Source organism: Pseudomonas sp. MAFF 730105, assembly GCF_055380705.1.
Window position 1 is genome coordinate 3665685 of the sequence record NZ_AP018438.1, and the last position, 26043, is coordinate 3691727.

Consider the following 26043-nt stretch of genomic DNA (forward strand, 5'->3'; position numbering starts at 1 on the left):
CGAGTCAAAGCACGCGACTGAGAAAGGCCCGGGTACGCGGGTGGCTGGGGTGACTGAAAATCTGCTCCGGTGGCCCTTGCTCGATCAGTTCGCCCTGGTCCAGGACCACCACACGGTCGGCCACCTCCCGGGCAAAACCCATTTCGTGGGTCACCACCACCATGGTCATGCCCTCTTCCGCCAGCTCCTTCATTACTTGCAGCACCTCGCCCACGGTTTCCGGATCGAGGGCGCTGGTGGGCTCGTCGAACAGCATCGCCTGGGGTTTCATCGCCAACGCCCGGGCTATCGCCACGCGCTGCTGCTGCCCGCCGGAGAGCATGGAGGGGTAATGGCTGGCCTTGTCCGCCAGGCCGACCCGTGCAAGCAAGCTACGGGCTTGTTCCAACGCAGCGGCGCGCGGCATCCCGAGGACCTGGATCGGCGCCTCGATGATGTTCTCCAGGGCGGTCATATGTGGGAACAGGTTGAAGCGTTGAAATACCATGCCGATGTCCCGGCGCTGACGGGCGATGTTGCGCTCCGAATCGCGCACCAGGCTGCCGTCGGCCCGTTCCCGATATCCCATGGCCTGGCCGTTGACGCGGATGCGCCCGCCCTGGATGTCCTCCAGCAGATTGATGCAGCGGATGAAGGTGGTCTTGCCGGAACCAGAGGCCCCGATCAGCACCACCACCTCACCGCGGCGTACCTGCAGGGAAATGCCCTTGAGGATCTGCAGGTCGCCGAAGGACTTGTGGACATCCAGCGCCTCGATGATCAGCTCTTCACTTTTGTGCGCCATGGTCAACGTTCCCTCAGCAATTTCAGAGTGCTGCGGCCGAACATCCGCGTGGCCGCGGGCGGTGGCGAAGACGGACGGTCCGATTGGCCGAAGCGGGCTTCCAGCCAGCGCTGGAAGAAGCCCCAGAGGGTCGTCAGCAGCAGGAAGTAGATCGCCACCACCAGGTACAGTTCGAACACCCGGAACGTCGCCGACGTCACCATCTGGGTGCTGAGCAGCAGTTCCTGAACGCCGATCACGCTGACCAGGGTGGTGTTCTTGAGCATCACGTTGAACTCGTTGCCCAGCGGCGGCACGATGACCCGGAACGCCTGGGGCAGAATGATCCGGCGCATCAACCTGGCGAAGGTCATGCCCAGGGACCGCCCGGCCTCATATTGGCCCTTGTCGACCGCGCCGATGCCGGCACGGATGATCTCCGCCATGTAGGCGCCTTCGTTCAGGCCCAGGGCAATGATCGCCGCTTGGATATTGCCGGGGATCACCAGGCCGAACAGGTCGATGTCCTCGAAGCGGAAGATCCCGCCGGCGGCCAGCGCGGTGTAGAGAAAGACAATCTGCACCAGCAATGGCGTGCCGCGCATCAGCCACACGTAAAAGCGCACCGGCAGGTGCAGCAGCGGGTTCTTCGACAGCCGCAAGAGCGCCGCCGCCAGGCCCAGGGCGCAGCCCAGCAACATTGCCAGCACGCTGATCAGGCAAGTCAGCCAGAGCCCGGTGAGGTAGACCCCACTGGGCTGCAGCAGGTACTGCCAGAACACATCCCAATTGAAATTCATCGACGCTTACCTCAATCGAGAGTGTCGCCGGCGACATGCCATTTGTTGAGCAACTGGCTGTAGCTGCCGTCGCCGCGCATGTCGCTGATCACCTGCTGCACCGCGGCGCTCAGTTGCGGATCGTCCTTGCGGATGCCGATGCCGGTGAGAATTCGACTGAAGGCCGGCACCCCTTCCTCGAACAGGTCGGGGGCCATGGCGGCGTAATAACCGGCAGTTTCCACGGTGGTGCCATAGGCATCGACCTGACTGATGCGCAGCGCCTGGAACGCATCGGTATCGGTGTTGTAGACCACCAGCTTCATCGCCGGTTTGCCGGCCTTGGTCAGCTTTTCATTCTCGGCGTCGAGCAGGGTCTTGATGGTGGAGCCGTTGAGCACCGCCACCTTGCGCGCGGAAAGATCCGGGAGCGTCTTGATGGCCTTTGGATTGCCCTTGGGCACCACCACCGCCTGGCTGGAGTACATGTAGTTGACGATGTCGATCACTTCGCGGCGTTCGGGCTTGTCGAATAGCTGGTCGACGATCATGTCGCACTGTTTGGCCAGCAACGCGGGGAGCAACCCGGAAAACGGCACGACTCGCCATTCCACTTTCTTGTCGTCCAGGCGTTTGGCGATTTCCAGGCCCAGGTCGACGGTCAATCCTTTGGGTTTCTGTGCCTCATCGAAGGACACCAGCGGTGGCGAGTCCATGCCCGAGCAATAGACCAGTTTGTCGGCCTTGATCAAGCGCTCCGGCACCACGGGGGCGGCGAACGCCCACTGTGCACAGAATCCCAAGGATATTGCGGCTATCAACACGCGAGGCTTATGCATGACCAGACACTCCAGTTCAGTGGGTAACGGGCAGTACTCGAAGTCAGAACACGGGCAGGCTCAGGCCTGCTCTGCTTATTTTTTCGCTTGCAGGAACTCGATCAATTCAGGGATGGTGCCTTCGATGTGCGCGCGTACCACCGCCTCGGCCTTGTCGGCGTCACCGGCGCGGATCGCTTCGAGGATCACCACGTGCTCCTGGCGCGCACTCATGGGTTTCTCCACGTGCTGCAACCACAGGCGCATGGGCGCCTCCACCAGGGAATAAAGGGCGCTGATCTGCTTCAGCAGCCTGGGGCGACCGCTGAGGCTGCACAGGTATTCGTGAAAAGCCCGATGACGGCTGACCCACTCGGCGCTTTCGTCGCGGTAGTCGTCCATCTCGTCCAGCAAACGCTCCAGGGCAGCCAACTGGCGGTCGCCAATGCGCCCTACCGCGACCCGGATCGCCAGGCCTTCGAGGGCGCTGCGCATCTCGAACACTTCTTGCAGTTCGTCGATGTCCAGGCCGCTGACGACGGCTCCGCGATTGGGTCGCAGCGTGACCAGGCCCTGAGCATCCAGGCGCCGGAACGCCTCGCGCACCGGCATGCGACTCATGCCGATCTCACTGGCGATGTCCTCGGCGATCAGCCGATCCCCCTTATGGAACCGGCCACCGCAGATGGCCTCCAGCAAAAAGTTGTAAGCCTCTTCCTCGGCGGTCACCGGGGGACGTTCAGTGTAAGACGGAGCAAATTGCATGGCCGCACCCCTTGTATTTTTGTATCCAATTATCCATGGATTCAAAAAAGCAGGATGCGTGCCAAAACCAATGGCGAACGCGCAAGGGGTTGATTTCAAGGCGAAGAGGAATAGCCAGGCAGGCCGGTAGGTACTCCGGCATCACGGCTAAGCCGTGGGGATGTGCTACTTATTGGCCCAGGGGGCGCCCATTAATGTGCAAAGCAGTAGCCCGGTAACATTGCCAGGCTATCAACCTGTGGCTCCTGTAATGCTGTTCACTTAAGACTTGCCCGGTTCATTGTGGCGAGGGGATTTATCCCCTCGCCACAGGTTCATCGCTTTTCTTAAGTGAACAGCATTATCTGGCCCTGGGGGTTTCCGAAGGGGATTCACCGAACAGTTCCCGGTAATGCGTCGCGAAGTGGCTCAGGTGAAAAAAGCCCATGGCCACGGCGATCTCGCCGACGTTCTGCGCGGTCGCCTGGGTGGTGATCAAGCGCCGCCGTACGGCATTGAGCCTCAGGTTGCGCAGGTATTCGACCGGACGCATCCCGGTCACAGCCTGGAAGCTGTTCTGCAGGGTCCTGCGACTGACCCGCAGTTGCTCGCACAGATCGAGGATGCTCAGCGATGTATCGCCGCTGTCTCCTACCAACTCCTGGCAACGCTTGACCAGATAAGCACTGACGGCAACGTTGCCACGGCGACTGCGCACTTCGTCCGAGGCATGGCTGAACAGATCGAGGAAGGCGTTGAGCAGCACGTCCTCCAACATTTTTTCCGAGGCCGAGGTGATCGCGTCCGGCTGCTCCAGGAGGCGGCGAAACAACGGATGGATCCTCTGCTGTACGCGCAGCAGGACCGTTTCATCCACGCTGACTTGGGACACGCTTTTCAGCCGCTTGAGCTGGTCGTGCGGCAGCTCATAGGCCGCCAGCTTGGCGAAACGCACCATGTCGACGTTGATCGCGAAGAAGCGCGTCCCTTCCGGTGCGTGCAGGACAAAGTCTTCTCCGTCGCGCAACAGTACGACGTTGTGAGCGTCGACCTGATGCCCCTGGACCACCGGTGCGCTGCCCAGCGACATGGCAATGCACAGGCGTCCTTTTGGCGCAGAGCCTCGCTGCACCACACGCTTATCCAGCACTTCCTGGAAGATCTGAAAGCGCTCGGCGCAAATCTGCTGCAGCTCGCTGGACAGGCATCCGCGCCCGAGCTGGTCATAGACCTGCTGCCAGCCCAGGATCGAACCGGCATGCTGTTGAGGATCATTGAAGGTACGGACTTCGGCGAGCATGATCAGTGTTCCTCGAGGGTCGGTCTTCGATTGACCGACCCTGCGTAAGGTGCTCGATCGTCCATGACAGCGGCAGGGTTTACGGAGCGCCAGCGTCCGCCTGGAAAACCAGAGCCAGTTCCGTGCCAAGCATGTGCAAACGGTATTCCGCGGGCTGGATGTCCATAGGCGGCAGCAACGCCCCCGACAGTACGACCTGCCCCGCTTCGAGGCGCTGCCCGTCCGCCAGCAATCGCCGGATCAGCCAGCAGAGATTGACCTGTGGCGTATCCTCCCGCGCTTGGGTGTCACCGTTACCGCAGGCCACCCCATCCCGCTCCAGGCAATAGCTCACATGGGGCAGTTGGCCCGGCTCGAGTTCAACACGCGGGCCGACGCAGTACAGCGCCGCCGCCGCGTTGTCGGCCAGGAACGCCCCGACGCCGAAGTTCCAGCCTTGCCATCGACAGTCGGCGATCTCGAAGGCCGGCGCGACCGCGGACACGCAGGCCAGAATCGCCTCGTCACTGTGCTCGCCCGGTGCCAGGGTCCGCCCCAGGAAGCATGCCAGTTCAATTTCCAGCTTGGGCTGGATCAGGCTCGCCAGGTTTACCGAACCGCCGGGCTCGACGGCCATGGCGTCGGTCAGCGCACCCAGCACCGGTTCTTCGATACCCATCCGCTTCTGCGCCGCGCCCCCGGCGAAGGCCACCTTCCAGCCGCTCAACTGCTCGCCTCGGGCCTGACGCTGGCGCAACGCCTCGCGCTGCAGGGCGTAGCCGGTCGACAAGTCAAAGGCCTGGGGGCCAATGGCGGTAGCGCCCGCGCCGTCAACGTCGCCTGATGAAGCTGGCCCGGCAGTTCATCCCATGGCTTCATGACAGTTGCTCCGCGAGTTTGCGCAGTACGCCTTCCAGCCTTTCGGGCGTGGTAATCGCCGCAACGAAACGGTCTGGCCGCACCACCACGACGCAATCCCGCACCTTGGCAAACCACTCTCCCAAGCGGTTATCGACGTCTTCGACGCAGATCGCCTGGCTCGCGGACAACGGCTGGTTACGCCCCTTGCCGCTGCGGGAGCGATTGACCTGAATGAAGCGGGTGTTCCAGCGCGCCCAGTAGGCACGGGTCTCTTCGCTGAGCGGCTCGTTCGGATTGACCCGATAACCCAGCACGGCATATGACGTTCCCAGCACCTCGTCCAAGCGCCGACGCTGACCTTGTTCATCTTCGACGGTCGGCTGGATGAACAACTGCCCCACCAGGTCATCCTCGTGCAGCTCCGCCCGTTCGTGATGCACCAGGCCTTTGGTAATGGTCGCCTTGGGTTTGAACTTGAACTCCAGCAGGTGCGAACGCAGATTGTCGACGCTGTTGACGGCCTGGAACAGCCAGTCCCGCACACCCGCCATCAGCGGATTGGTCAGCCCCAATACGGCGCCCATGTTGTCGGCCAAGGCAATGAGGTCGGTGGCGTGCCCGCGTCGCTCCTGGTCGTAACTGGCAAGTATCGATGCCGACGCACGCCCCTGGATGATGGCGGCGATTTTCCAGGCAATGTTCACCACGTCCCGCAGCCCCGAATTGAGCCCCTGCCCGGCCCACGGCGGGGAAATGTGCGCCGCATCGCCCACCAGGGCCACGCGCCCTTCGACAAACCGCGCCGCGACCCGGGAGTTATGGGTGTAGGCGCGTATGCGGATGATCTCCAGGTCATCGGCGGCATTGCCGATGTGCCCGCGGATCAAGCCACGGATGGTCGCCTCCTCGCACATCGTGTTTTCATCTTCGCCCTCCAGCAGCATGAACTCCCAGCGGCGCTGCTGGTACGGCAGGTAGATGCAGACGAAGGGCCGTTGAGGATCGGCGTGCAAGGCCGTGTAGGGTGCATCCAGGGTGTCGTTGGCCGTGTCGACCACCACCCATTTGCGCGGATGGGTCAGGCCCAGCAGCTCGATGCCGAGCTTCTTGCGCACGCTGGAACGGCCGCCATCGGCGCCGATCACGTATTGCGCCTGTAACTGGTACAACTCGCCCTGGGCGTCGCGCACCTGCAACGTCACCCCTTGCCCGTCCTGCTCCAGGTCGAGCATTTCATGCCCCTGGCGCAGCTCGACACCGGGGTGTCGGCCCAATTGCTCACGCAGCGTTCCTTCCAGCAGCTGCTGCATGAAAATGTTGCGCATCGGCCAGCCATAGTGGGCGGTGCTCGGTTTGACTTCGGCAAAGCACACGCCGCGGGCGTTGTAGTAACGCAGGGGCACGTTGCAGATCATGTCCCGGCTGGCCAGCTCGGCAATGTCGATGCCCTGCAACACCCGCAGCGCTTCGTCATCCATGCCCACCGCGCGGGGGTACGGCAGGATCCCGTCCGCCAGTTCGAGGACAACGCAATCGATACCGTACAGGCCCATGTAATGCGCGGCGGTGATGCCGTTCGGGCCACCGCCCACGATGACCACCTGGGTTTTGTCCTGCTTCATCACGCTTCACCGCTTCGTTGTTGTGGTTGTAGGTGCTGGCCGTGCAAGTAGTCCCTGACGACTCGGTTGAAGGTTTTCCCCTGGTCATCATGGACGTAGTGACTGGCGTCGGCGACTTCCGTGGTGTGCACCAGCGGATTGGCGATCTTCATGGCTTCCAGGGTTGCCGCCGGTAGAAAGTCGGAACGCCCGCCACGGATGAACAGCGTCGGGCAATCCAGCGCCCGCACTGCCGGCCACAGGTCGGTCGGCGTGATAGTCAGGCGTGCCTGGGCAATGCCTTGCTGGTCGTGGCGCCATTCGATGCCTTCGAGGGTTTCCTTCATGGAATACGTCAACCTGGACGCCAGCGCCTCCTGGGACAACCCCGGACGCGCCCGCAGCCAGAATTGAGCGGCACTTTCCCAGTCGGGGAAACGCAGGGGCGTTTCGCTCATTTCCCGGCGAATGCGCGCGGCACCGTCGCCGCTGATGGAGGAACCGGGGCCGATGTCCTCGATCACCAGCGCCTGGAGCCGCCCGGGGTTGAGCCGTGCATACTCCAGCGCATTGGTGCCACCGAGGGAATGGCCCACCAGAACGAACCGCCGCAACCCCAGGTGCGCTACCAGGTCTTCCAGATCGCTGACATAGGCCTCGGTCCGGTAGGTGTCGGCGGGCGCCCAGTCGCTGTGCCCTCGGCCACGCTGGTCCAGGGCATAGCAACAATAGGGCGCACCCAAGGCATCGGCCAGGGATTGCCAGGTCTGGGCGTAGGATCGCAGCCCATGGAGCAGCACCACCGGGATGCCTGACGGGCTGCCCCAGGACAGATAGTGCAGGCGCATCCCCGTTCGATTGCTGAAGAAATGGCTGTTTGCGGACATTCGTTCGGTTCCCACGGTCAATGCCCCTTAATACAAGCCGTCGAGGCCCTTGACGTCCGCGGCTTGCAGGCCGCCCAGACGCGCATGCAAACGCCCACGGGTGGCGAAGGCCCAGATGATGATCAGTTCGTCAGCCGAAGGGCCGTCGCCGAACGCAAGCGAAATGCTGTCGTAGTGCGAACGCACGTACAGCGCATCCTTGTGGGCCAGCGGCACATCGATGGTCACGCCAGGGCCGCCACGCTTGCCGGTGGACGGCACCCAGGACTTGCCGCCGCCCAGGGCGACGCGGATCGGGTCCGCCGCCGGATTGGTCAGCAGGGCATTGCCATGCTCATACTCGCCCTGGCTGCCGACCAGGCACGCCTTGCCGTAGCTGACGATTTCGTGTTCGCCCGCCAGTGCCTGGATGCGCCGACCGAACTCCTGGCCCAGCAAGGGCGACGGCTCGATCAACTCGGCCAGGCTTTCGCTGTAGCGGCCGGCGTAGGGGTTGGCGATCACCGCGCCAATGGCATATTTGAACAGGGGTTCGCCATCGGCCAGTTGGCCGCTTTCGTTGGCCAGGGTTTCTTCGACGAAGCTGTACCATTTACGGATGTGGTAAGTAGCAAAATTTGCGGTTTTCATGGCTCGGTGCTCTTTCAAAGTGGGTCGAGATCAAACTTGCGACTGGGTGCTCCGGCGGCCTTGAAACGGGCCTTGCCGCGTTCGTCGTCATGTTCGGTCTCGAGGAAGAATTCCATGCGGTTGCCGTCGGGGTCGTTGAAGTACACGCCATGGCCGATTTCGTGGTCGGTGATTTTCACCACTTCGATCCCCTTGCCGAGCAACATGCCGTACAGCTGGCGCAGCGTGGTCATGTCACCGGCGATTTCCAGCCCGTAGTGCTGCAATCCCAGGCCGCCCTGATGGGCTCCCGGCTCGGCCCGGAGCAACGCGATGTCGTGGTGCTTGGCACCGAACGCCATCATGATCCAGCTGTCCCCCGGGCGCTTTCGTGCATGCCCAGGACATCGGCGTACCAGCGTGCCGACGTTTCCGGGTCGCGAACGAACAGCGACAGGTGGGTACGAACGACCTCGACTTTCATCGCGCGATACCTCAGTTCTTGATGATGGATTGGTGTCCGGACTTGATCTGCGCCACCGCCGGTGTCCAGAGCACATCGGCGATCTCACTGAACTCACGCCACTGCTTCTGCCAACCGTCACCGCCGTTCTCGGAGGTGAACAGGTGCCCGTACTTGGTGCCGGCGACGATCTGGCGCGGGTCAGCCGGGTTGCAGGCAATCGCCCAGACGCACGAATTGGGTTGCTGCGGCAGGGGCAACACCTCCCAACTGACCGCCGCATCGCGGGAGACGAGGACCTTGCTGGTGGTGCCGGGCGTGCCGTCGGAAATGCTCAGGTAGAGCGTGTTCTCGCTGCCCAGCGGTGCGTTCATGGCCCGCACGTAGTACAAGCCGAAGGTTTCGCGGGCAATGATCCCGGTCCAGGTCTGTCCTTCATCGAGGCTGCGGTAGACCGCGTTGACACACACCACCACGATGACCTTCTGGCCGTGGTTGGGCAGTACCAGGATGTTGTGGACATCCGAGTTGAAGTCCCACAGCAGCCGGTCGTCGACCCGAGTCCAGCTGTCGCCGCCATCGCGGCTATGGAACAGACCGCCCTCTTCCAGGCCGAACCAGAGCTGGTTGCGATCCGTAGGGTCATAGGCGAAGGCCAGCAAGCGTGGTCGACTGACACCCTCGCAGAACTCCGGAATGTCCACCGGTGCGCGGTCCCAGCTCTGGCCGCCGTCGAGGGTGCGCCAGAGCACGGCGCGGGAAGGTGCGCCCGTACCGACGAAAATACGCTGGGCATCCGCAGGGTCCACGGCGACCTTCCACACGGTCTGGCCGTTGAATGGCGAGTCCACCCGCTGCCAGTGACCGCCGGTGTCGTGACTGACACACAGGCCGACGTCGGTGCCGGCATAGATCACTTCAGGCGTGCCAGGGTGGACGCTCAGGGACCGGGTGATTGCATCGAACTCAAGGTCCTGCCCCAGGCCCAGGCGGTGCCAGGTGCGGCCGTCGTCGGCGCTGCGGATCACTGCCTGCCCGACGGTGGCGACCAAAAGGGTTCCGTTACTCATTGCTGCTGCTCCTCAAATGAAGATGCCACGTGTCAGGCCGCCATCGATGCCGATGGATTCGCCCGTCACCGCGCCGGCCTTGGGCGATGCCAGGAAGCCGATCAGCCAACCCATTTCGATGGGCGCGAGGGTGCGTCGGATCGGCGTCGCGTCGATGTAGCCCTGCTCGACCTGCCCCGGCGTCTTGCCCTGCTTGATCCCTTCGCGTTCGTACAGCTCCTGGATGTGCGGGGTATCCACCACACCGGGATGGATCAGGTTGACGGTGATGCCGGCAGGGCCGAGCTGGTCGGAGAGCGTCTTGGTCATGTGGGCGATGGCCAGGTTGCGCATCCCCGAGAGGACCTTGCTGCCACGACCGGTCAGGCCGCCGATGTTGATGATGCGACCGAAGCCGCCCGCCTTCATGTGCGGGGTCACGGCCTTGGCACACCGGAAATAGCCGATGACCTTGGTGTTGAGGTCCGAGAGCAGTTCGTCGTCGCCCGCGTGCTCGATGTCATTGCGCACCACGCCGGACGGCGCCGCGGCACCGTTGACCAGGATGTCGATGCGACCGAAGTGCTTGTGGGCGGCGTGCACCATGTCGGACACGGCCGACATCTGGTTGGTGTCACAGAACAGCGGCAGCACTTCGTTGCCGGTCTCTGCGGTGATTTCTTCAGCGGCCTGTTCGAGATACTCCATGCGCCGCGCGCAGATCACCACCTTGCAACCTTCCTGGGACAGAAAGCGTGCGACTTCCTTGCCGATGCCCATGCCACCGCCGGTGACGATGGCCACGCGGCCTTGTAATTCCAGATCCATAGCAGTTCCTCTTGTGATTGTTCGGCTCAGGCGAGATCGACGAAAACACTTTTGGTTTCGGTGTAGGCATCGATCACGTTCTTGCTCATTTCCCGTCCCCACCCGGACTGTTTGTAGCCACCGAATGGCGAGGCCGGGTCGACGACGTTCCAGCAGTTGATCCACACCGAGCCGGCCTTCAATTGCGCGGCCACGCGGTGCGCGGAGCGCAAGTCCCGGGTCCAGAGACCGGCCGCCAGGCCGTAGGGCGAGTCGTTGGCCCGCAGGACCAGCTCATCGACCTCGGTCCAGCTCATGACGGTCAGCACCGGGCCGAAGATTTCCTCGCGGGCGACGCAGGCCCGCTCGGCGCGGTCAAGGAACACGCTGGGCTGAATGAAATGGCCGCGCTCCAGGTGGGCCGGCCGGTCGCCGCCGCAGATCAGTTCGGCGCCCTCCTCCTGGCCCCGTTGCAGATAGCCATGGACCGAGCCCAATTGCCGGGCCGACACCAGCGGCCCCATGCTGCTGGCCGGATCCAGTCCAGGGCCCAGCACATGGGCGGCGGCATGGCGCTGGAGTTCTTCCAGGACCTGGTCGAGGACGCTGGCGTGCACATACAGACGCGAGCCGGCGGTGCAGACCTGGCCCTGGTTGTAGAAAATCCCATCCGCGGCGCCCTTGGCGGCGCGCACGATATCGGCGTCCGGCAAAATGATGTTGGGCGACTTGCCGCCCAGCTCCAGGGACACCTTTTTCATGTTGCCGGTGGCCGCTTGAGCGATCAGCCGACCGACCTGGGTCGAACCGGTAAAGGCGATCTTGTCCACGTCCGGGTGCCCGGCCAGCGGCGCGCCGGTATGGGCGCCCAGGCCGGTGACCAGGTTGACCACCCCGGCCGGGAAGCCGGCGGCCTCGATCAACTGCACCAGGCGAATCGCAACCAGGGGCGTCTGTTCGGCCGGCTTGAGCACCGCGACGCAACCGGTCGCCAGCACCGGGCCGAGCTTCCACACGCACATGGTCAGCGGGAAATTCCACGGCACGATCAGCGCGCAGACGCCCACGGGCTCACGCACGGTGTAATTGAGCATCGGCGCGCCGCTGGCGGGAGACACCGGGTGCGTGCTGCCCTCGATCTTGGTCGGCCAGCCGGCAAAATAACGAATGATGTTGGCGGCGCTGGCCGCTTCACCGCGGGCATTGGCAATCGGCTTGCCGTTCTCCAGCGTGATCAACTGGGCCAGTTCCTCGCGGTGCTGATCCAGCAATTCCGCCAGGCGGAACAACAACAGGCCACGCTGGGCCGGCGAATGCTGCGCCCACGGCCCGGTGAAAGCTGCGCGGGCCGCTGCGACGGCCGCGTCGACATCGCGTTCACCGCCTTCCGCCACTTCAGCCACGCTGCTTTCGCTGGCCGGGTTTTCCACGGCAAACCGGCGACCGCTGGCGGCGTCCTGCCAGGTGCCGCCAATGAACAGGCGGCCGGGTTGCGCAAGGAATTTCTCGACGGCAGGTAACAGTTGGATCTGGCTCATATCCCCTCCTTCACAGCGCCATTTCAATCAGGCAAGGACCGCCATCGGCGGCCGCATTGGCCAAGGCGCATTGCAATTCGGCATTGGTGTGCACCGTGCTCGCCGCCAGGCCGTAGCCCTTGGCCAGGGCTTTCCAGTCGATGCGTGGACGGTCCAGCACGGTCAGGCTCAGGGCTTCGGGACCGAAATCAGTCATGCCAAACCGGCGCAACTCGTTCTGCAGAATTGCGTAGCGATGGTTGGCCGCAATCAGAATCACCACCGGCAGCTGTTCCCGGGCGATGCTCCACAGGGTCTGGATGGTGTACTGGGCACTGCCGTCCGATTGCAGGCAGAACACCCGATTGCCTCGCTCGGCCAGCGCAGCACCGAACCCCACCGGAATGCCCTGGCCGATGGCGCCCCCGGTATTGGTCAGCACTCGATGCCGTGCGGCACGGGCCGACGCGGTGAAGAACGGGTAGCCGCAAGTGCCACCCTCCACCGAGACAATGCAGTCATCCGGCAACGAAGCGGCCAACACCTGCCCTATCGACTGCGGGGTCAACTCGGCGGTGGCGGGCGGCAACTCGACCCCCATCGGCGTCGGCACGAAGGCCGGTGCTTCCAGTGCGTCGGCCAGTGCGGTGAGTGCACCGGCCACGTCATCACCGACGTCAGCCAGGTAAAGCAGGCGATCCCGTTCCGCCAAGCGAGACGGAATGCCTTCGTAGCCGAAGTAACTGATCGGCTCCGGAATCCCGGCACACACCACCGCGTCGTATTGGTCCAGGACGCCGATGGCCACTTCGGGGAAATAGGGCAAGCGATCCAGGTCCGGCAGGCCACCGCCGCGATAGCTCAAGCGCGGAAAGGTTTCGGCGAACAAGTGCACACCGGGCAGCTGTGCCAGGCGCCCTGCCGCTTCAAGGCCGGCAACCGACAGGCCCTGGTCACCGACGATAAACACCAGGCGCTGACCATTGCGCAGTGCCTGGGCGATGGCTTCGATCCGGTCACCGGCAAACCGCCGAACCGGCGCGTGCAAGGTGCTGAAGGCCGTTTCCCGCGCCACTTCGTTGGCTTGCAGGTCCATCGGCAGGATCAGGCTGGCGATCTGGCCCTTGGCTTGCCAGGCGGACCGCACGGCCTCCTGGAGATCCTCGCCGATACCCGATGCCGTGCGCGATGTACGCACCCAGCCGGAGACGCTCCCGGCCAATGCCTGGATATCGCTGGCCAGCGGCGGATCGTAGTTGACGTGCCAGGAGGCGTGATCGCCGATGACGTTGACGATCGGGGTGTTGGCGCGACGGGCATTGTGCAGGTTGGCAATGCCGTTGGCGAAACCAGGCCCCAGGTGCGTCAGGGTCATCGCCGGCTTGCCGGCAATCCGCCCGTAACCGTCCGCGGCGCCGGTGCACACACCTTCGAACAACGACAGGACCGGCTTGAGGGCCGGGGCGCTGGCCATGGCGGCCACCAGGGGGATTTCGGTCGTTCCGGGGTTGGCGAAGCAGTACTCGATACCGCTTGCCACCGCCGCCTTCACTATCAATTGCGCGCCATTCATTTCCAGCCCTCTTGTTCGAGCGTTTGCAATGGCTGAGATTTATCACACATCAAAACCAACATAACAAGCATTTTATTTTCATAAAGCTCGTATTTTGAGATTAATGTGAATTTATGGCGCATCATATCTTGCAAATCCGCTTGCATTTCTCAAGCCCTGGAGTAACGTTGCAGCGCTTGCATCAGCCGGTGAGCAGGCTTTCCATCCCAGGCGCGTCTACCTATAGTGCTCACCAAACGGCCAGCCACGCGCCCTTCCCCTTTAGGAGCCAAATGAGCAGTCTGAGTAAAATGTTGAGTGTCCTGGACCTGTTCGGCCCGCAACGGTTGAAGATCGACCCCGACACCATTGCCGAGCACATGGGCCTCTCACGGGCGACCGTGTATCGCTACGTCAAGGACCTGTGCGACGCGGGTCTGCTGAGCCGGGTGGATGCCGGCAGCTACGGCCTGGGTCCACGGATCATCGAGCTGGACTGGATGATGCGGCAGTACGATCCGATCCTCGTGGCCGGCCGCGAGCTGATGCACGAGCTGTCCGAGGAAACCGGCCTGGCGGTGTTCGCCAGCGTTTTCTACGACGGTCACATCATCAACACCTACATCGCCGAACCCACTGACACGTACCGCTTTGCCTTCGGTCGCGGCCAGCCGCTGCCGTTTTTTCGCGGTGCGCAGTCCAAGGTCCTGATCGCCTTCCAGAAGAGCCGGCGCCTGCAACGCCTGTACGACGAGCACTTGGCCAACGACCCGGACAATCCCTACGACTGGGCCAGCTTTTCCAAGGCAGCCAAAAAGATCCGCAAGGATGGCTACTGCCTGACCCACGACGAACTCAACCAGGGACTGACCGGTATCGCCGCGCCGATCATCAATTCCGAGATCGACGAGGTGGTGGGCAGCCTTTCCGCGGTCGGCAGCACCCAGAGCTTCAAGCTGCTGCGCCAGGAAACCGTGGTTGAAATGGTGATGGAGACCACCCGGCGCATTGCCGAAAAAATGCACAACCCACCCGCCCTCCTTCAGCACTAGGCCGCCGCAGCCCGTGCCTCAGAACGGAACGGCCACACTCACCTGGCTGTACACGTTGGTGCCGTTGCCGGTGGCTTGATTGCCGCCGGTGGTCGAGTCCCGGTCCGGTTTGTAGAGCCCTATGAGCGGCGTGACGATCAGGTGCGGATTGACGGCCCACTCGGCATAGAGGTCCAGCTCCCGCGCATCCAGGTTCAGCGCATTGCTTTTGCGCACCGTGTTGAAATCGAAGAACAGCGCGCCGAGGGTCAGGTTCTCCAATGGCGTGGCCTTCAGGCCGACGTGATGGATGGCGGTATTGCTGTTGAATGGCCCGGCGTAGTTGCCGGCCACTTCGCCCTGGAACCAGGTCCCGTAGCCGGTACTCTGGCCGGTAAACAGCGAGTCCCATTTCTGCGAGTAGCGGGAATAGCGGTATGTCAGTTTCGGTGACCAGGTCACGTCGGCAAAGGTATATCCGGCCTCGGCGTACCAGGCTTTCTCGGGACCGGCGTCCTTGTCTTGCCAGGCATATTCAAACGCCAGGCTGGCGTTCTCGATCCCTGCGTCACCTTCACCGCGAATGCTGTAGACATCCATCCCCTTGCGTTGCTTCTGGAAATCACTGGCCCAGCGATCACTCACGTCAATGCCATGGACCCAGGTCAGCCCCAGCGTTCCGGCCTTGGCCGTGTAGTCCAGGGTACCGGCGGCCAGTTCGGTTTCGGCCTGGGCACGGTTGTCGGACTTGAGCCACGCCACGCTGCCATGCACACCGTCCTGCCCGCCCAGGCGCACCACCGCGGTTTGGTCGAAAGCGTGTCGAGCGGCCAGGTAATAGGCACCACCACGGTTCAGGCGGCCATCGGCTGGGCCCTTGCCCATGTTCGGCCCGTCGTCGTTGATCAGAAATCCCCTGCCCAACTTGACCGCCTGGCGTCCACCGGAGATGTCGACGCCGTCCTGGCCCAACAGCGGGAACAGATCGGCGGAACGCCAGCCCAGATAAGCGTCTTCAATTTTCGTGGTCCGCTCGCTCCCCAGGCTGTTCCCTGCCGCGTCACCGTCGCCCCAGGTCGCGGAACTGACCAGGCTGAATGCGCCGTAGGCGGTTCCCTGACCGGCCAAGGCCTGGTCGCCACTCACGCCATATTTGATGAAGCCTTCCCGCCAGGTGGACCCGCCCGGTGTGCCGTCATAGTTCTTGCGGCTGTTGAAATGACCGAACACCGCCAGCAGGTCGGCGTTGAGGTGGCTGTCTTCGTCGGCGTACAGCTCATAGGCCTGGGTCTGGCCCATGGCGCAGAACGCCAACGTGCAGGCGAGACCGCTGCTGAAAAATTCAATACGCGATGGATACCGCATGGCTGAAGCTCCTTGTGGTGCGCCTTTCAAAGGCTGTCTTGGCGATTCGTGAAGCCGGTGTAGATGACTGCACCGGCTTTGCAGGTCAGCGGCAGGTGGCCAGGGCGTGATCGAGGGCCCGAACGATCAAACCGGCTTCTTCTGATGTCAGGGTCAGCGGCGGCGACAAGACGATCTTGTTGCCGATCGGACGCACCAGCACACCGCCACGGCGCGCTTCATCGGCAATCCGCGTAGCAAGGCCGGTCGCCGGATCGAGGGGCTCGCGGGTGGCCTTGTCCGTTACCAGGTCCAGGGCGATCATCAAGCCCTTGCCGCGCGCCTCACCGACCACCGCGTAGCGCTCCGCCAGCGGTTGCAGCTGCTCCAGCAACTGAGCGCCGATTTTCCCGGCGTTGCCCGGCAGATCCTCGGCCTCGACAATGTCCAGCACCGCCAGGGCCGCGGCACACGCGGTCGGGTGGCCGCTGTAGGTGTAGCCGTGCATGATCACACTGCTGAACCCCGGGCCGTTCTCGATGGCATCGGCGATCCGTTGGTTGAACACCGTGGCGCCCATCGGGATGTAACCGGCGGTGATGCCCTTGGCCAGGCACAACACGTCCGGCGCGACACCCCAACCCCGACTGCCGAGCATGCAGCCCGTGCGACCGAACCCCGTCACCACTTCGTCGGCGATCAACAGAATGCCGTGGCGATCGCAGACTTCCCGCAGCCTCTTCCAGTAGTTCGCCGGCGGCACGATGACGCCGCCCGCCCCCTGCACCGGTTCGGCGATCAGCGCAGCGATGGTTTGCCCGCCCAACAGCGCGATCTGGTCTTCCAACTGACGGATGCAGTGGGCAGTCAGTTCTTCCGGATCGCGGCAATCCCAGGGGTTGCGATACAGCCACGGCGTGTCGAGCAAATGGCAGCCCGCGAGCAATGGCCCATGGTTGTAGTGATAGACACCATTACCGCCCACCGAAGTGCCGCCCATGTGCACGCCGTGGTAGCCGTTACGCAACGACAGGAAGCGGGTGCGCCCCGGCTCGCCACTGGCGATCCAGTACTGGCGGGCCATTTTCAATGCCGTCTCCACCGCATCCGAACCGCCGGCGCTGAACAGCACCCGAGCCATGTTCTCCTGGGCAAACATCGAGACCAGCCGCTCAGCCAGGTCGAACACCCGCGGATGAGCGATACCATCGAACGTCTGGTAGTACGCCAGTTCGTCCAGTTGCGCGGCGATGGCGGCCTTTACCGAGGCTCGATTGTGGCCCACGTTGACGTTCCACAAACCGCCGACGCCGTCGAGCATGCGCTGGCCGTCAATATCAGTGATGTAGTTGCCGTCACCCTTGGCGATGATCAGGGTTTTCGAGCGCTGGGCCGGTGCCGCGGAACTCATCGGGTGCCAGAACTTCTTCTGCGCTGTCTTGTATTGCTCGTACATGATTCAAGTCCTCACTCAGTTTCACGGGTGCGTACAAACAGCAGTTGCTGGCCGGTGAACTCCAGCAACCCTTCAAGGCCGAACTCGACGCCGAACCCGGACATCTTGCTGCCGCCAAAAGGCGTATTCGGTTGGATCTGCGCGTGGCAGTTGACCCAGGCCACGCCGCTTTCCAGGCGACCGGCCAAGGCCTGTGCCTGCGCGACATCACTGCCCCACACCGAGCCCCCCAGGCCCATGTCGCTGGCATTGGCGCGACGCAAGACGTCCTCGATATCCTGATAGGCAATCAACGGCAGCACCGGACCGAACTGTTCTTCATCGACCAGCCGGTGCCCGTCCGTCACGTCGGCCACCAGGGTCGGCGGATAGAAAAACCCCGGCCGGTCCAACCGAGCACCGCCGCACAACACCCGACCGCCATGGGCACGGACGTCGGCGACCAGCGCCTCGACCAGTTCCAGCTGTTCAAGGTTCTGCACCGGCCCGAAAGTAACGCCGGGCTCCAGGCCGTCACCCACCACCTGGCGCGCCGCAATCCCCACCAGCGCGTCGGCGAAGGCCTCGTATTGGGATTGGTGGATGTACAGGCGCTTGAGGGCGGCACAGGTCTGGCCCATGTTCAGGAAGGCCGCCTGGAAAATGTCTTCGGCCACGGCCTCCACCGGGGTGCCGGGCAACACGATGGCGGCGTCATTGCCGCCAAGCTCCAGCGTCAGGCGCTTGAGATTGCTCGCGGCGCCGCGCATCACGCTCTGGCCGGTGGCGGTCGAGCCGGTGAATACGATCTTGTGGATGCCGGCATGGGAGGTGATCGCGCTGCCGAAACCCTGTTCTCCGGTCACGACGTTGATCACACCCTTGGGCACATGGCGGGCGATGATGTGCACCAGGCTCAGGGTACTCAACGGCGTGAGGCTGGACGGTTTGCTGATCACGCAATTGCCGGCCCGCAGCGCCGGCATGATGTGCCAGATGGCGATCATGAACGGCCAGTTCCAAGGCGTGATCGAGGCCACCACCCCCAACGGCTTGCGGTGCAGCTCGATACGCTGGGTCGGGGTTTCTTCCACCCGCTCCACCGGAATCTGCTGTTCGGCGGTGTAGCGCGTCCAGGCCACTGCCCCCATGACTTCGAACAGCGCGAGCGCCAGCGGCTTGCCCTGCTCTTGGACAATCAATCGTGCCAACGCCTCGGCTTGCGCTTCGATGTCCGCGGCGATGCCCAGCAAGCGCTCCCGCCGGTCTTCGTGAGTGCTGTGGCGCCACTCGCTGAAGGCCGCCTGGGCCGCGTCGACCGCCAGGTCCAACTGGGCCAGGGAGCCGGCGGGGCAGCGGGCAAAGGCGCTGCCGGTGGCCGGGTTGATGACATCGAAGCCACCCTGTTCGCCGCTGACCGCAACCCCGTTGATGAGCATTTGATAATCGTGCATCAGTACCTCCCTTTCGCGCGCGGACGGGCCGTCCCGTACCACGCGGACCGGTATTTTTCGTGAGAGTTGAACAGTGCTGCGACAGACCCTAAAGCTTGTGGCTACCCAGGGTCTTGAACCGCTCGGGGGAAATCCTGCGTAGCCGGATCGCCAGGCCTACACCGGCGACCAGCGCAACGGGGATGATGGCGCAGAGGGCATAAGACAGCCGCGCACTGGCCCCGGTCAGCACGTCGAAATGAATCACCGCGAGCGCCAGGACCACCAGCAATGCCAGGCAGGAAAACACTGGCAGGATCCGCCCGCGCCAGAGGCCGAGCTTCAGTTCCGGGTGGCGCCGGAAGTAGACCACCACTGCCGCCGAGGTCAGTGCCATCAACAGGATCACGCACAGAGTCGCCAAGTTGGAGAACCAGGCGAACAGCTGCAGGATCGGGTCGGCATCCAGCGCGGCGAAAATCAGCACCACCACGGCGGCAATCAGGCTTTGCAGCGCCGAGCCCATGTGCGGGCTCTGGTGGACGCGGTGGGTCGTGCCCAATTGGCGATGCAGCAGACCGTCACGGCCGATGGCGTAGAAATAACGGGCCGCGGCATTGTGGAACGCCAGCAGTCCGGCATAGATGCTGACCATGAACAGGATACGGATGACCTGGGTCAGGTGCGGGCCGACAAAGTGATCGGACATGCCATAGATGAACGTGGTCGGGTCCTGCAATGCCTGCAACGTCGGGACAATCTTGTCCGCCCCCACCCCCACCACCATGGCCCACACCGACAAGGCATAGAAACCGCCGATCAACAGCACCGAGCTGTAGGTGGCGATGGGAATGGTACGGTGCGGATCGCGGGCCTCTTCGCCATAGATGGTGGTGGCTTCAAAGCCGATGAAGGCGGCAAAACAGAACAACAGGCCAATGGACGGCGTGCCGCTGAGCACGTGGCTGCGGTCAAACGAATCGAGATTGATGCCACTGTCGCCACCGCTCTTGAGGATGGCGAAATCCAGGATCAGGATGGCCAGGTACTCGGCGATGACCACCACCGAGAGCACCCGCGCAGAGAGGTCGATCTTGCGATAACCCAGAATCGCCACACTCGCCATGGCCAGGAGCGAATAACACCACCACGGCAAGTCCAGGTTGAAGACACTGGCCATTGTGCCGCTGACGACCCCGCCGAACATGCCGTACAGGCCCACTTGCAGGATGTTGTAGGCGAACATTGCCAACACCCCCGCCGCGCCGCCGGCCAGGCCACCCAGCCCACGGGCGGTGAAGGCATAGAAACCGCCCGCGTTGGTCATGTGCCGGGACATGGCGGTGTATCCCGCCGAGAACGCCAGCAATACCAATAGGGCCAGGATCAACAAGGCCGGCGTACCGGCACCGTTCCCCAGCATGATGCCGATGGGAAAGCCTCCGGCGATGACGCTCAGTGGGCTTGCAGCCGATACCACGAAGAAAATGATGAAGCCGACACCCAAGGCGCCTCGCTTCAACTCCGTCGAGTTGCTGATCGGAAAAGATACGCTCATTTTTTTAACCTTATTGTATGAGGCCGCTGTTGCAGGATCCGGGCACGCCAGACTCACCGCTGTGCACACGCTTGCTGCCTGGGTGCTGGGGTCGATCCTATGCCCTCGCCAAAACCGTTCGCTATCCCAAATCGGCAGCATCGGGAGCCCCGCCCCAAAGCGGGGCAATCGCGATGTCCGGCACTCGGCAGTGGCTGCCGATTCGGGCTAACGACATGGACATTGCGTCCGGCAAGATGACCTCGCCCGCTCTTGAACCAAGTCCGGGTCCCCCACAATAACAATCAGGCGGGACGCGCCTTCCAATGCCACCCCAGGCTTTGTCTGCGTGCGATCTGAAGCCTCCAGCAGGAAGTCCCGGCATGTTCTTCGCGCGTCTCAGTATTCAGTGGCGGATCACGCTTTTGAGTGGGCTGTCCCTCCTCGCCGTGGTCGGCGCATTGACCGGTGCTTCCCTGTACCAGAACCAGCAGGGCGCAAAGTTGTTGAAGCAACAGAGCAGTCTTTTGTTGGGCCAGTCAGCCCTGGAACGCCTGCAGGCCCAAGCCCTCGCCCACGGCCAGCGGGTTGAGCGCTTCTTCAACGAAACAGCGTTGTACGGGGAAGGATTCAGCCAGGAAGTGCTGCAGCTACGCGCCCAGACCCTGGACGGCCGATTGACCGCCACGCAACTGCGCCAGGCGCTGATCGGCGCCGCCCGCCAGGCCTTGCTCAAGCGCGAGAAGATCCTCGGGCTGTACGTCGTGTTGTTGCCCGACGCGCTGGCCGGGGAAGATGCCGGTTTTTCCGACCAGCGAAACCTGGCCGGGAACGAAAAAGGTCGCTTTGCCTTGTATTGGTCGCAAAGCCAGCCGGGGCAACTGGTCCAGGAAGTGCTCAGCGAAGCCCAGATCGTTGCAAACAGTGCTCCGCCGGGCAGCGAGCCGGGGAACGCCTGGTACTTTTGCCCACAGAACGAGCGGCGCACCTGCGTGACGGAGCCCTACGAAGTCGAAGTCGAGGGCAAGAAAACCCTCATGAGCAGTATCTCGGTGCCGCTGATGGACAAGGGACAGGCCATCGGCGTCGTGGGTATGGACATCAGCCTCGACACCTTGCAGAAACTCGCCGCCAGCTTGGCCGATGACTTGTATCCTGGCCATAGCGAGATCAGCATTCTGTCCTCATCGGGCCAGCTTGCCGGCCACAGCGGCAGCGTATCGGAGACCTCGGTCGACGTGCGCCAGAGCGTGCAGACCGTCGCGAACGGCGCTCCGTGGCAGTTGCAGATACGGGTTCCCGAAGCGCTGGTGCAGGCACCGGCCTTGCAGATGCAGGCCCAGCTGGATGAACGCCAGCAACACGCCAACTGGGTCAACCTCGGCCTGGGCCTGCTGGCCGGCGGTCTGGGCTTGTCGCTCATCTGGCTGACCGCCTACGGCGTAACCCGGCCGCTGCTCAGCGTCGCCGACATGCTCAATGCCATTGTCGAAGGCGACGGCGACCTCACCCGGCGCCTGCCCGACGACCGCAGCGACGAGCTGGGCCAACTGGCCAACGGCTTCAATCGCTTCCTCGCCAAGCTGCAACCCATCATCCGCGATATCCAGCAAGCGTCCCAGGACACCCGCAACACCGCCGATACCTCCTCCCAGGTGGCCCAGGAAGTGAGCACGGGCATGTCCAGGCAGTACCGGGATGTCGAGCTGGCCGCTACCGCGCTGCATGAGATGAGCGCCAGTGCCCAGGAAGTCGCCCGACATTCCCATCAGGCGGCGGATGCGGCCACTCGCGCCGAAAGTGCCAGCCGATCCGGACGAGCTCTGTTCGCCAACGCCGTCAGCAGTATCGGTACCCTTGATCAAAGCCTCGAAACCACCCTCGGCCAGGTGCAGACCCTGGCCGACAACAGCCAGCAGATCAACCAGGTCCTGGACGTGATCTGCGCCATCGCCCAGCAAACCAACCTGCTGGCCCTGAACGCTGCGATTGAAGCGGCCAGGGCCGGCGAACAGGGGCGCGGCTTCGCGGTGGTGGCAGACGAAGTCCGACACTTGGCCAGCAATACCCAGAACTCGGTGGAACACATCCGCAGGGTGATCGAGGCGCTGCAACAGCTCAGCCAGGAGGTCGTACACAACACCCAGCTCAGCCGCGAACTGGCCAGGGGCAGCGTGGTTCAAGTCGAGCAGACCCAAGTGGCGTTGCAGCACATCAGCGACGCCGTGGAAGTGATCGAACAAATGAACCAGCAGATCGCCAGCGCGGCCCTGGAACAAAGCTCAGTGGTCGAAGACATCAGCCATCGTGTCAGCGACATCCGCACGATCAGCGAAACATTGACCAGCAGGATGCAGGACGCGTCGCAAGCCAGCCTTCAGCTCTATGACATGGCGAATCATCAGCAGCAACGGGTGGGGCACTTCCGCACCTGAGTGGTATCGGCAGTGGCCTGTACGGTTACAGGCCACTAAAGCCTGAACAGCTGTCCCATGGCCTGGCCCAGCAAATCCACCGCCTCATCGGCCTCGCCACCGGGCGAGCGCATGAACACCACGTCATGCTCCGGAATGACCGGCAAGCCCGTGAGTATCTGCATCTTCTCCGTCACACGGGCACGATCGATCAGGCTGATCGCCAGCCCGGCCTCGACGCACGCCTTGACGGCCTGGTTGGAGGGACTTTCCAGCACGATGCGCACCTTGCGGCCGCTGCGCCGGAGCGATTCGAGCATGGCTTGTCGATAAGGGCACTGCGCCGCGTGTACGGCCAATGGGAGCGGTTGCGAAAGGGGCAGCATCATGTTGATCGGCCCGACCCAGACAGGCGCGGTCGGTACCAACACCTGCCCCTGCGTGTCCTGCTGTCCCTTCGGCAGGGTGACGACCGCCGCCTGGAGTTTTCCACGCTGCACCAGGTCCCGCAGTGCATAACTGGGGGCGGTCTTGAGCTCCAGCACCACGTTGGGCCAGGCCGCCACGAACGTCGGCAGGATGTCGCGGATGACATGATTGGCATATTCGTCCGGCACTCCCAGGCTGATGCGTCCCGCCAGACGGGTGCCTTGCAGATCGGCCAGCACCCGGTCATGGGCGCTCAGCAGTTCCGTGGTCGACATGAGCAGGCGCTTGCCCAGCGCCGTCAGCGAGACCGATTGATTGTCGCGGTTGAGCAGGCGCCCGCCGGCGACCGCCTCCAGCCGCTGCACGTGCACGCTCACCGCCGCCGGGCTTTTATGCAGGTGCTCTGCTGCGGCGCTGAACTTGCCGATACGCGCAACGGCGTGAAATGTACGAATCAGCTCGATGTCGAGTACGGCCGCCATGATTCACCTTTTGTGAAGGACTGCTGCAACACATTTTGATTTATCAGATTACTGCGTTTTTGTAGCGTGGGGTCATGAAAACGATCCCATGCCCTGCCTCGAACCGTTCCGCCTGGTACTGGATGATTCCGTTACCCTTGCTGGAAGCCGCATTGATCCTGACCTGGAGCTCCGGTTTTGTCGGAGCGCGCTTTTCCATCGATTACGCGTCTCCGTTGCTGGTGGTGTTCTGGCGCTGCGTCGTGATCACACTGGTGTTGTTTCCCTTCGTTGCCAAGCCGTTACGCCGGGCGCCGGCGGCGGCGCTACTGAAAAACGCCGGCATCGGCCTGCTGGCCATGGGGGCTATCTCGCCGGTATCACCCAGGGCATTGCCCTGGGCGTGCCCGCGGGCCTCGCCGCGTTGTTCGCCGACCTGCTGCCGATGGGCCTGGCGCTGCTGGGTGCCTGCGTCCTCGGACAGCGACAGCCCTGGCAAGTCTGGGCAGGCCTGGTCATCGGCCTGGCCGGCGCCGCGCTGGCCACCCACGGTGCGCTCGCCTGGGGACACGCGCCAGGGTGGGCCTATGCCCTGCCCTTGCTGGGCATGCTTTCCCTGGCCGTCGCGACCCTTTGGCAAAAGTGTCTGCCAGCGTCCGAAGCCCTGGGCCTGATGCCCAACCTCTGGCTGCAATGCTGTGTATCGGGCGTGGTATTCGCCGTTCTTGAAGGCATACCGGGTAGCCTGGCTCCGATACCCAGCGCCGGGTTCGCCCTGAGCGTGCTATGGACGGTGGGCTTGTCGACGATGGGCGGCTATGGGCTGTACTGGCTCTGCCTGCGCCGCGCAACCGCCACCCGCGTCGCCAGCCTCCTCTACCTCAGCCCACCGGTCACGATGCTTTGGGCCTGGGCCATGTTCAACGAACCGCTGTCATGGCCGATGGCGTTGGGAATGCTGGTGTCCGGGGCGGGCATCTGGCTGGTCGTTCGCGTCGAGGCCCGGCAAGCCTGATGTCAGTCAGTTAAGCCACAACCCGTGGGAGTAAAGCTTGCTCCCACAGGATTAGCGCCGTTTGCTCCTCAACTGACTGGCATTGGGGCAAGCCCGGCAGCGAGCGACCTAACGAGACGCCGTCACGACATTGGAAATCCGGCTGAAGAAAGGCTCCAGGCGCTCCCGCGGCGCGTCGTGCTCCACCACCAGTGCGGAAACTTCGCCACACGCGGCCACCTGGTAGTGCGCCACGCTGGAGAGTTTTTCGTTGGTCACCGCCACGACCACCTGGCCGCTCGCTGCGACCACCGCGCGCTTGAATTCAGCGTCGTCCAGGCCGAAAGCGGTAATGCCGTTGTCCGGATCGATGGCGCAGGCGCCGAGAAAGCACAGGTCGAAACTGAACTGCCGCAGCTGCTGCGCCGCGGCCAGCCCGATTGCGCCGCCTGCCACCGGGTTCAAGCGCCCGCCCAGCACGATGACCTCGGCGCGAGGCAACTTCATCAGTTGCACCGCAATCAGTGGCGAGTTGGTGGTGACGGTGAACTGGAGCTGGGGGTCAATGGCGCAGGCAATGGCCAGGTTGGTGGAACCGGCATCGATGAAGACGTGCTGCCCGGCGCTCAACAACCCGGCGGCGGTCTGGCCGAGACTGTTCTTGCGCCCGGCGTCCTGCCTGACGCGAACGTCTATCGGTCGCTCGGCCGCGGGCAGGAGAATGGCGCCCCCGTAAACGCGTTTACATAGCCCGGCCGCCGCCAACGCCCCCAGGTCGCGTCGGATCGAGTGCTCGGACACATTCAGTTCACTGGCCAGATCGGCCGCGATCACGCGGCCATATCGCGCAAGGCGTTCGCTGATGAACTGCTGGCGTTCGCCGGGGAATACATCGTTGGGTGAGCTCATGGGTCTACAACCTGCATAAACGAGCATAAATGCTCATGATCGAGCAAGCATGCCGCGTATACCGCGGATCGTCAAATCGCCGATTCGAATGGCTGTGAGCCTTCGCAAAATAATCTAAACGAGCGACTGCGCCAGGGGTCTAGACCATTAAGCCCATCCGATGAGAGCTCTACCATGTTGAAATTTCTTGGCAGTACCGTTGGCATTATTTTCCTGATCGGCCTGATCGTGGTCATCGCGCTACTCAAGTTCATCTTCTGACTGAAACAACTGCCGGGTTTGGGGCGCGTGTCTCCCGCACGTCTTGAGCCCGGCAGATATCCTCCT

At 63.2% G+C, this 26043-nt stretch carries 22 protein-coding genes and 3 pseudogenes; 4 read left to right on the forward strand and 21 right to left on the reverse strand.

Annotated features, from left to right (window positions below; translation table 11 throughout):
- Positions 1 to 4 precede the first annotated feature (4 nt).
- The 15 genes and pseudogenes from PCOSP_RS15945 to PCOSP_RS16015 all read right to left on the reverse strand — a co-directional run bounded on the left by PCOSP_RS15945 (position 5) and on the right by PCOSP_RS16015 (position 13896).
- Entirely contained in the window at positions 5 to 784 is a 780-nt protein-coding gene (locus PCOSP_RS15945; RefSeq protein ID WP_175385015.1) for an amino acid ABC transporter ATP-binding protein, read from the reverse strand.
- Positions 785 to 786: 2 nt separating this feature from the next.
- A complete protein-coding gene (locus tag PCOSP_RS15950) occupies positions 787 to 1563 on the reverse strand; it encodes an amino acid ABC transporter permease (RefSeq protein ID WP_024777287.1) in 777 nt (258 codons plus the stop codon).
- Between the two features lie 11 nt (positions 1564 to 1574).
- Positions 1575 to 2381: an ABC transporter substrate-binding protein gene (locus PCOSP_RS15955; protein WP_139642993.1), complete on the reverse strand. Its 807-nt coding sequence runs from the start codon at positions 2379 to 2381 to the stop codon at positions 1575 to 1577.
- A 75-nt stretch (positions 2382 to 2456) separates the two neighbouring features.
- Positions 2457 to 3125, reverse strand: a complete 669-nt coding sequence (locus tag PCOSP_RS15960; RefSeq protein WP_175385014.1) for a GntR family transcriptional regulator — start codon at positions 3123 to 3125, stop codon at positions 2457 to 2459.
- Between the two features lie 340 nt (positions 3126 to 3465).
- On the reverse strand, positions 3466 to 4404 hold the full coding sequence (locus PCOSP_RS15965) for a helix-turn-helix domain-containing protein (protein ID WP_464708980.1): 939 nt from the start codon (positions 4402 to 4404) through the stop codon (positions 3466 to 3468).
- A 79-nt stretch (positions 4405 to 4483) separates the two neighbouring features.
- Positions 4484 to 5262 (reverse strand): annotated as a pseudogene (locus PCOSP_RS15970) (2-keto-4-pentenoate hydratase).
- Positions 5259 to 6866 carry a bifunctional 3-(3-hydroxy-phenyl)propionate/3-hydroxycinnamic acid hydroxylase gene (locus PCOSP_RS15975; RefSeq protein ID WP_464708982.1) on the reverse strand — a complete coding sequence of 536 codons (1608 nt, stop codon included), beginning with the start codon at positions 6864 to 6866 and terminating at the stop codon, positions 5259 to 5261. Before PCOSP_RS15975 ends, PCOSP_RS15970 begins: the two are co-directional and overlap by 4 nt.
- Positions 6866 to 7732, reverse strand: coding sequence for an alpha/beta fold hydrolase (locus PCOSP_RS15980; RefSeq protein WP_464708983.1), 867 nt, complete (start codon positions 7730 to 7732; stop codon positions 6866 to 6868). The genes PCOSP_RS15975 and PCOSP_RS15980 overlap by 1 nt, the downstream gene beginning before the upstream one ends.
- 27 nt (positions 7733 to 7759) lie before the next feature.
- On the reverse strand, positions 7760 to 8362 hold the full coding sequence (locus tag PCOSP_RS15985) for an amino acid synthesis family protein (RefSeq protein ID WP_041023086.1): 603 nt from the start codon (positions 8360 to 8362) through the stop codon (positions 7760 to 7762).
- A gap of 14 nt (positions 8363 to 8376) precedes the next feature.
- Positions 8377 to 8825, reverse strand: a pseudogene (locus PCOSP_RS15990) (VOC family protein).
- A gap of 11 nt (positions 8826 to 8836) precedes the next feature.
- Complete coding sequence (locus tag PCOSP_RS15995; RefSeq protein ID WP_175385010.1) at positions 8837 to 9874, reverse strand: VPS10 domain-containing protein; 1038 nt, start codon at positions 9872 to 9874, stop codon at positions 8837 to 8839.
- A 12-nt stretch (positions 9875 to 9886) separates the two neighbouring features.
- Positions 9887 to 10681 carry an SDR family NAD(P)-dependent oxidoreductase gene (locus tag PCOSP_RS16000; protein WP_024777297.1) on the reverse strand — a complete coding sequence of 265 codons (795 nt, stop codon included), beginning with the start codon at positions 10679 to 10681 and terminating at the stop codon, positions 9887 to 9889.
- Between the two features lie 26 nt (positions 10682 to 10707).
- Complete coding sequence (locus PCOSP_RS16005) at positions 10708 to 12198, reverse strand: aldehyde dehydrogenase family protein (RefSeq protein WP_139643016.1); 1491 nt, start codon at positions 12196 to 12198, stop codon at positions 10708 to 10710.
- A 10-nt stretch (positions 12199 to 12208) separates the two neighbouring features.
- Entirely contained in the window at positions 12209 to 13750 is a 1542-nt protein-coding gene (locus tag PCOSP_RS16010; protein ID WP_464708986.1) for an acetolactate synthase large subunit, read from the reverse strand.
- On the reverse strand, positions 13747 to 13896 hold the full coding sequence (locus tag PCOSP_RS16015) for a hypothetical protein (protein ID WP_176562985.1): 150 nt from the start codon (positions 13894 to 13896) through the stop codon (positions 13747 to 13749). Before PCOSP_RS16015 ends, PCOSP_RS16010 begins: the two co-directional genes overlap by 4 nt.
- 126 nt (positions 13897 to 14022) lie before the next feature.
- Here PCOSP_RS16015 and PCOSP_RS16020 point away from each other — a divergent pair, with 126 nt between their 5' ends.
- Positions 14023 to 14781 (forward strand): IclR family transcriptional regulator, encoded by a 759-nt coding sequence (locus PCOSP_RS16020; protein WP_464708988.1) that lies wholly within the window; start codon positions 14023 to 14025, stop codon positions 14779 to 14781.
- A gap of 18 nt (positions 14782 to 14799) precedes the next feature.
- Here the strand turns inward: PCOSP_RS16020 and PCOSP_RS16025 are convergent, their stop codons facing one another.
- The 4 genes from PCOSP_RS16025 to PCOSP_RS16040 all read right to left on the reverse strand — a co-directional run bounded on the left by PCOSP_RS16025 (position 14800) and on the right by PCOSP_RS16040 (position 20530).
- A complete protein-coding gene (locus PCOSP_RS16025) occupies positions 14800 to 16125 on the reverse strand; it encodes an alginate export family protein (RefSeq protein ID WP_464708989.1) in 1326 nt (441 codons plus the stop codon).
- A gap of 85 nt (positions 16126 to 16210) precedes the next feature.
- On the reverse strand, positions 16211 to 17560 hold the full coding sequence (locus PCOSP_RS16030) for an aminotransferase class III-fold pyridoxal phosphate-dependent enzyme (RefSeq protein ID WP_464708991.1): 1350 nt from the start codon (positions 17558 to 17560) through the stop codon (positions 16211 to 16213).
- Between the two features lie 11 nt (positions 17561 to 17571).
- Positions 17572 to 18993, reverse strand: a complete 1422-nt coding sequence (locus PCOSP_RS16035; protein ID WP_464708992.1) for an aldehyde dehydrogenase family protein — start codon at positions 18991 to 18993, stop codon at positions 17572 to 17574.
- 88 nt (positions 18994 to 19081) lie between these two features.
- On the reverse strand, positions 19082 to 20530 hold the full coding sequence (locus PCOSP_RS16040; RefSeq protein WP_464708993.1) for an APC family permease: 1449 nt from the start codon (positions 20528 to 20530) through the stop codon (positions 19082 to 19084).
- 362 nt (positions 20531 to 20892) lie between these two features.
- On the opposite strand from PCOSP_RS16040, the gene PCOSP_RS16045 reads away from it, so the two are divergent.
- Positions 20893 to 22944, forward strand: coding sequence for a methyl-accepting chemotaxis protein (locus tag PCOSP_RS16045; RefSeq protein ID WP_464708994.1), 2052 nt, complete (start codon positions 20893 to 20895; stop codon positions 22942 to 22944).
- Between the two features lie 35 nt (positions 22945 to 22979).
- On the opposite strand, the gene PCOSP_RS16050 is transcribed toward PCOSP_RS16045, so the two are convergent.
- On the reverse strand, positions 22980 to 23834 hold the full coding sequence (locus tag PCOSP_RS16050) for a LysR family transcriptional regulator (protein ID WP_464708995.1): 855 nt from the start codon (positions 23832 to 23834) through the stop codon (positions 22980 to 22982).
- Positions 23835 to 23956: 122 nt separating this feature from the next.
- Here PCOSP_RS16050 and PCOSP_RS16055 point away from each other — a divergent pair.
- Positions 23957 to 24828 (forward strand): annotated as a pseudogene (locus PCOSP_RS16055) (DMT family transporter).
- Between the two features lie 108 nt (positions 24829 to 24936).
- Here PCOSP_RS16055 and PCOSP_RS16060 read toward each other — a convergent pair.
- Positions 24937 to 25716: a DeoR/GlpR family DNA-binding transcription regulator gene (locus PCOSP_RS16060; RefSeq protein WP_139643042.1), complete on the reverse strand. Its 780-nt coding sequence runs from the start codon at positions 25714 to 25716 to the stop codon at positions 24937 to 24939.
- Between the two features lie 174 nt (positions 25717 to 25890).
- Between PCOSP_RS16060 and PCOSP_RS16065 the strand changes: the two genes are divergently transcribed.
- Positions 25891 to 25977, forward strand: a complete 87-nt coding sequence (locus tag PCOSP_RS16065) for a small membrane protein YohP (protein ID WP_455710233.1) — start codon at positions 25891 to 25893, stop codon at positions 25975 to 25977.
- Positions 25978 to 26043: the final 66 nt, after the last annotated feature.